Genomic DNA, 6,528 nt, shown 5'->3' on the forward strand with positions numbered 1-6,528 from the left:
CCATGCTGGATAAAATTGTAATTGCTAACCGTGGTGAGATCGCGCTGCGTATTCTGCGTGCCTGCAAAGAGCTGGGCATCAAGACCGTGGCGGTGCACTCCAGCGCGGACCGTGACCTTAAGCACGTACTGCTGGCTGACGAAACCGTCTGCATCGGCCCGGCGCAGTCGGTCAAAAGCTATCTCAACATCCCGGCGCTGATTTCTGCTGCTGAAATCACCGGCGCGGTGGCGATCCATCCCGGCTACGGCTTCCTCTCTGAGAACGCCGATTTCGCCGAGCAGGTTGAGCGTTCAGGCTTTATCTTTATTGGCCCGAAAGCTGACACCATCCGCCTGATGGGCGATAAAGTCTCCGCGATTACCGCGATGAAAAAAGCCGGTGTGCCAACCGTGCCTGGCTCCGACGGCTCGCTGACCGATGACATGGAAAAGAACCGTGCCTTCGCGAAGCGTATCGGTTATCCGGTGATCATCAAAGCCTCTGGCGGTGGCGGCGGCCGCGGTATGCGCGTAGTGCGCAGCGACAAGGATCTGGAACAGTCCATTAACATGACGAAGGCGGAGGCCAAAGCGGCTTTCAACAACGACATGGTGTATATGGAGAAGTACCTGGAGAATCCGCGCCATATCGAGATTCAGGTACTGGCTGATGGTCAGGGCAACGCCATCTATCTGGGCGAGCGCGACTGCTCCATGCAGCGCCGCCACCAGAAAGTGGTCGAAGAGGCACCAGCGCCGGGTATTACGCCGGAACTGCGTAGCTTTATCGGCGATCGCTGTGCGAAAGCCTGTATTGATATCGGCTATCGCGGTGCGGGTACGTTTGAGTTTCTGTATGAAGACGGTGAGTTCTATTTCATTGAAATGAATACCCGTATTCAGGTTGAGCATCCGGTGACCGAAATGATCACTGGTGTGGATCTCATCAAGGAACAGCTGCGTATCGCAGCCGGTCAGCCGTTGTCGATTAAACAGGCTGACGTGGAGATTCGCGGTCACGCGGTGGAATGCCGTATCAACGCCGAGGACCCAAACACCTTCCTGCCGAGTCCAGGTAAAATCACCCGCTTCCACGCACCGGGCGGTTTTGGCGTGCGCTGGGAATCGCATATTTACGCCGGTTACAGCGTGCCGCCGTATTACGATTCCATGATCGGCAAGCTGATCACCTACGGCGAAACCCGTGAAGTGGCGATTGCGCGCATGAAAAATGCCCTGGCGGAGCTGATCATTGATGGCATCAAGACCAACGTCGAGCTGCAGATGAAGATCATGTCCGACGAAAACTTCCAGCATGGTGGCACTAACATCCACTATCTGGAGAAGAAACTCGGCTTGCACGAGAAGTAAACGCAATGTTGAGTGACATTGAGGCCGGTTAATCCGGCCTTTTTCTTTTGCCGCTGGGGTTGGGGTAAATGATGGATGCTCGTTTTTCACAGGCGCACAAAGAAGCGCGCTGGTCGCTTTATTTAACACTGATTTGGCTGGTTGTCTGGGGCCTTACTGCCTGGCTTGGCGGTAACGAAACCGGCATTACCGGCTTACCGCGCTGGTTCGAATTTTCCTGCATTTTTGCGCCGCTACTGTTCATTTTTTTATGCTGGCTGATGGTGCGGATGATCTTTCGTGATATGTCACTGGAGGATAAAAATGGCAACTGAAATTATCCTTCCTTTATTAGCCTATTTAGTGATAGTTGCGGCGCTATCAGTGTTTGCTGCGCGTAAACAGCGCCAGGGCAACTTCCTGACGGAATATTTCCTGGGTAATCGCTCAATGGGCGGTTTTGTATTGGCGATGACCATCACTACCACCTATATCAGCGCCAGCTCGTTTATTGGCGGTCCCGGCGCGGCTTATAAGTACGGTTTAGGCTGGGTTCTGCTGGCAATGGTGCAGGTTCCGGCGGTCTGGCTGTCATTGGGTGTACTGGGCAAGAAGTTCGCCATTTTGGCACGCCGCCATAACGCGGTGACGCTCAATGATATGCTTTATGCCCGTTATCGCAGCCCATTACTCATCTGGCTGGCAAGCCTGAGCTTACTGGTGGCGTTTATAGGTGCGATGACGGTTCAGTTTATTGGTGGCGCACGCCTGCTTGAAACGGCTGCGGGCATTCCCTACGATACCGGGCTGCTTATTTTCGGCGGTACTATCGCACTTTACACCGCGTTTGGCGGCTTTCGTGCCAGCGTGCTGAATGATGCGATGCAGGGCATAGTGATGCTGATTGGCACATTTTTACTGCTCTTTGCCATTTTGCACCAGGCTGGCGGTTTGCATGCCGCAGTCGAGAAGCTCCACGCCATCGATCCCAGGCTGCTGTCGCCACAGGGACCAGACAACATCATCAACCCTACCTTTCTTACTTCATTTACCGTGCTGGTTTGCTTTGGCGTAATTGGTCTGCCACACACCGCGGTGCGCTGTATCTCATATAAAGACAGTAAAGCCGTGCATCGCGCCATTGTTCTTGGCACTGCCGTGGTGGTGATCCTGATGCTAGGTATGCATCTGGCTGGCGCATTGGGTCGGGCCATTTTACCGGATCTCACCGTGCCTGATCGCGTGATTCCGACCCTGATGATTACGGTGCTTCCGCCACTGGCGGCAGGACTGTTCCTTGCGGCGCCAATGGCTGCCATCATGTCAACTATCAATGCACAACTGCTGCAAGCGTCGGCGACGCTGGTAAAGGATCTTTATTTGCGCGTTGCGCCGCAGCATATGGAAAATGAGTCGCGGCTACGCGCGTTATCCGGCACCATCACGTTGTTACTGGGTATCCTGCTGCTGGTTGCTGCCTGGAACCCACCAGATATGATCATCTGGCTAAATTTACTGGCTTTTGGCGGCCTGGAAGCCGTGTTTCTCTGGCCGCTGGTGCTGGGCCTTTACTGGGAGCGAGCCAATGCTGCCGGTGCAATTAGCGGCATGGTGACAGGGGGAAGCTGCTACGCTTTTCTGGCGAGCCTTAACTGGCAGATCGGGGGTTTTCATCCTATCGTGCCATCCTTGCTTTTAAGTCTGCTGGCGTTTTTAGTCGGCAATCTGTTTGGACGTGTCCCGTCGGTTGATGCGCCACAACAATGAATGAAAGAGAAATGTTATGCCTTGGATTCAAATCAAAATTAATAGCTCAGGTGAGCATGCAGAGACGCTGAGCGATGCGTTAATGGAAACCGGCGCAGTATCAGTCACTTTTCAGGACACCAATGACACGCCCGTGTATGAGCCTCTGCCAGGTGAAACACGCCTGTGGGGAGATACCGATGTGATTGGTTTATTTGATGCGGAAACCGACATGAAGGCAGTCATTGCGGTGCTGTCACATCATCCTGTATTGGCTACCGGTTTCCGTCATAAAATTGAGCAAATCGAAGATAAGGACTGGGAACGCGAGTGGATGGAAAACTTTCATCCTATGCGTTTTGGCGAACGCTTGTGGATTTGTCCAAGCTGGCGCGATGTACCCGATCCAAATGCGGTAAACGTGATGCTTGATCCTGGCCTGGCATTTGGCACCGGAACACATCCAACAACCTCACTTTGCCTGACCTGGCTCGATGGTCTGGATCTGGCAGGTAAAACAGTGATCGACTTTGGATGCGGTTCAGGAATCCTGGCCATTGCTGCGCTAAAATTGGGCGCAGCTCAGGCTATTGGCATTGATATTGATCCACAAGCTATTCAGGCCAGCCGTGATAATGCAGAGCGAAACGGTGTTGCGGAGCGCCTGTCACTTTATCTGCCGCACCAACAGCCAGAAAATTTGCAGGCTGACGTAGTGGTCGCGAATATTCTCGCTGGCCCACTGCGAGAATTAGCGCCGCTGATCAGCGTGCTGCCAAAACAGGGCGGCCATTTAGGCTTATCCGGTGTGCTGGAGAGCCAGGCTGAAAGCGTCTGTGAGGCTTATGTACAGCAATTCGCCTTAGACCCGGTTGCTGTCAAAGAAGAGTGGTGTCGCATTACGGGTATCAAACGCGCTTGATCGCACTGTTCTGCGTGGATTGCACGGCTTTGATCACAGCGCGCGCATTTTCATTCTGCCCTGGCCAGTAATAGCAGGGCTTATCTAATGCGCTCATACGATTCAGAAGCGGTGTATCCATCAACTCAGGCAAATATCGTTCCGATGTATCTCAAAGAGAAATTAACCCTTCTCACTCTGATGCGGCACCGGGTAGCAATCCATCGCGCGCAGCCTTTTTTCAAAGCTCGTTTGACTGTGGCTGGATGAGCAGGTTACGCCTGCTGGATGCGTTTCTGTCTGGCAGAGAATGGTACAACTAGGCTGTTTCCCCGTTGCATGTATCGTTAATTACGTCAGGTGACGTTTAATATCTGGTAATTCGGTGAACTTTATCGGAAAAACTTTTGTATACAATTTCAGCGAAATTTACTTAAGCATATGAATTATAAGAATAAATATAAAAATACATCTTCATGCGCCCTGTTTCTTTGATCTTTCCTTGCTAATTGTTCAAAGTTTGGCCTTTCATCTTCCTTAAAAAATGCGTAATATACGCCGCCTTGCAGACACAGTATGGCCATCTTTACTTCATGCGTATTGGAAACATCCAGCTGAGAAATCGATTGATTGCAGCGCCTATGGCCGGTATTACCGATAAGCCTTTCAGGATGCTCTGTCATGAAATGGGCGCAGGAATGGCGGTTTCTGAGATGTTGTCATCAAATCCCGAGGTTTGGGCCAGTGATAAGTCTCGTTTACGCATGGTGCATAGTGATGAGCCAGGTATTCGCGCCGTGCAAATCGCCGGTTGCGATCCCAGCGAGATGGCGCAGGCTGCGCGGATTAATGTTGATGCTGGTGCCCAGGTCATTGACATTAATATGGGCTGCCCTGCGAAGAAAGTGAACCGCAAAATGGCGGGTTCGGCCTTACTGCAATATCCCGAAGTGGTGGAGTCAATCCTCTCTGCGGTGGTGAATGCAGTTAATGTGCCGGTTACACTGAAAATACGCACCGGCTGGGATCCTGAAAACAAAAACTGTGTCGCGATTGCCCAATTGGCTGAACGCTGTGGCATTCAGGCTCTGACGATACATGGCCGCACTCGTGCCTGCCTGTTCAACGGGGAAGCTGAATACGACAGCATTCGGACAGTTAAGCAGAGTGTCTCTATTCCGATTATCGCGAACGGAGACATAACTGACCCGCATAAAGCCAGAGCGGTGCTCGACTACACTGGAGCCGATGCTCTGATGATAGGACGTGCTGCTCAGGGAAGACCGTGGATCTTCCGGGAAATCCAGCATTATCTGGACACTGGGGAGTTGCTTGCTCCACTGCCTCTGGCAGAAGTGAAGCGCTTGCTTGTTTCGCATATACGTGAGCTGCACGACTTTTACGGTCCAGGCAAGGGATACCGTATAGCGCGAAAGCACGTCTCCTGGTATCTCCAGGAGCATGCCCCGAATGACCAGTTTCGGCGCACATTCAACGCCATTGAGGATGCCAGCGAACAGCTGGAGGCGTTGGAGGCATACTTCGAAAATCTTGCGTAACGAAATAAAGAGCTGAAAGAACTATGTTCGAACAACGCGTAAATTCTGACGTACTGACTGTTTCTACCGTTAACTCACAGGATCAGGTAACGCAAAAGCCGTTACGTGATTCGGTAAAACAAGCACTGAAGAACTATTTTGCTCAACTGAACGGTCAAGACGTTAGTGACCTGTATGAGCTGGTTTTGGCAGAAGTCGAGCAGCCTCTGTTGGACATGGTGATGCAATATACCCGTGGCAATCAGACCCGTGCTGCCCTGATGATGGGTATTAACCGCGGTACGCTGCGTAAGAAATTGAAAAAATACGGCATGAACTGATATTGGTTCATCCTGCTAATCACGCCAACCTTTGGGTTGGCGTTTTTATTTGTGCTTAATGACAACAGAACCAGCGATAAACGTGTGAAACGATCAATGATTGATTGGCATCCTTGATCATAGTTATCTCCTCCCTCCGCCTTCCTTATGTGTTCCCTTGCGCCTTTTAATGACTAGCAGCCACTGCTTTTATTCGTAACAAGACTACTTCATACATTCCTGTCTGAGTTTCGTTCTTTTTCTGTAATAAGACTATTTATATAAAGTGATTGGATCAGCGCATATTGCTTTCTTCGATAAGGGTATTAGCGGGATACGTTAGACCGCCGTTTCTTTTCTAATAAATTCAATGAAATGCAGAATTGGCACCATCCTGGTGTGGGCAACGCTGATAAAGTGACGGTGATGGTTGCGATGAAATGATTGAGCCGTAGCTAGCAGGAAGCCTTTGTTGCTCCGGATTTGAAATAGGTAGATGAGGAGTAATTCAGGATTTATTAGTCCGTTTAAATCCTGGCGTGTACCGCTTCTTAATGGATGATGTATGGTAGTAATTTGTGCCTGGTTAGCTAGTATAGAAACTTAATTCAAAGGATGGGTATTAAGAAGAATAGAACGGTGATTTTGATCAGTTTAATGCGCCAACGAAAAAAGCCCTTTGCATATGCAAA

The 6,528-nt window shown here is 50.8% G+C and carries 6 protein-coding genes; all 6 read left to right on the plus strand.

Features of this window, described 5'->3' with window-relative positions; genetic code table 11:
- Nucleotides 1–2 precede the first annotated feature (2 nt).
- Nucleotides 3–1,352, plus strand: coding sequence for an acetyl-CoA carboxylase biotin carboxylase subunit (accC, locus tag QRY16_RS18390; protein WP_289777621.1), 1,350 nt, complete (start codon nucleotides 3–5; stop codon nucleotides 1,350–1,352).
- Between the two features lie 71 nt (nucleotides 1,353–1,423).
- A complete protein-coding gene (locus QRY16_RS18395; protein WP_193405723.1) occupies nucleotides 1,424–1,666 on the plus strand; it encodes a YhdT family protein in 243 nt (80 codons plus the stop codon).
- Nucleotides 1,656–3,098, plus strand: coding sequence for a sodium/pantothenate symporter (gene panF, locus QRY16_RS18400; RefSeq protein ID WP_289777622.1), 1,443 nt, complete (start codon nucleotides 1,656–1,658; stop codon nucleotides 3,096–3,098). The genes QRY16_RS18395 and panF overlap by 11 nt, the downstream gene beginning before the upstream one ends.
- 16 nt (nucleotides 3,099–3,114) lie before the next feature.
- A complete protein-coding gene (gene prmA, locus QRY16_RS18405; RefSeq protein ID WP_289777623.1) occupies nucleotides 3,115–3,999 on the plus strand; it encodes a 50S ribosomal protein L11 methyltransferase in 885 nt (294 codons plus the stop codon).
- A 572-nt stretch (nucleotides 4,000–4,571) separates the two neighbouring features.
- Nucleotides 4,572–5,537 carry a tRNA dihydrouridine synthase DusB gene (gene dusB, locus QRY16_RS18410; protein WP_289777624.1) on the plus strand — a complete coding sequence of 322 codons (966 nt, stop codon included), beginning with the start codon at nucleotides 4,572–4,574 and terminating at the stop codon, nucleotides 5,535–5,537.
- A 23-nt stretch (nucleotides 5,538–5,560) separates the two neighbouring features.
- Nucleotides 5,561–5,857, plus strand: coding sequence for a DNA-binding transcriptional regulator Fis (gene fis / locus QRY16_RS18415; protein WP_003855228.1), 297 nt, complete (start codon nucleotides 5,561–5,563; stop codon nucleotides 5,855–5,857).
- Nucleotides 5,858–6,528: the final 671 nt, after the last annotated feature.

Origin of the sequence: Mixta mediterraneensis, from assembly GCF_030283135.1 — a bacterium.
Classification (GTDB): domain Bacteria; phylum Pseudomonadota; class Gammaproteobacteria; order Enterobacterales; family Enterobacteriaceae; genus Pantoea; species Pantoea mediterraneensis.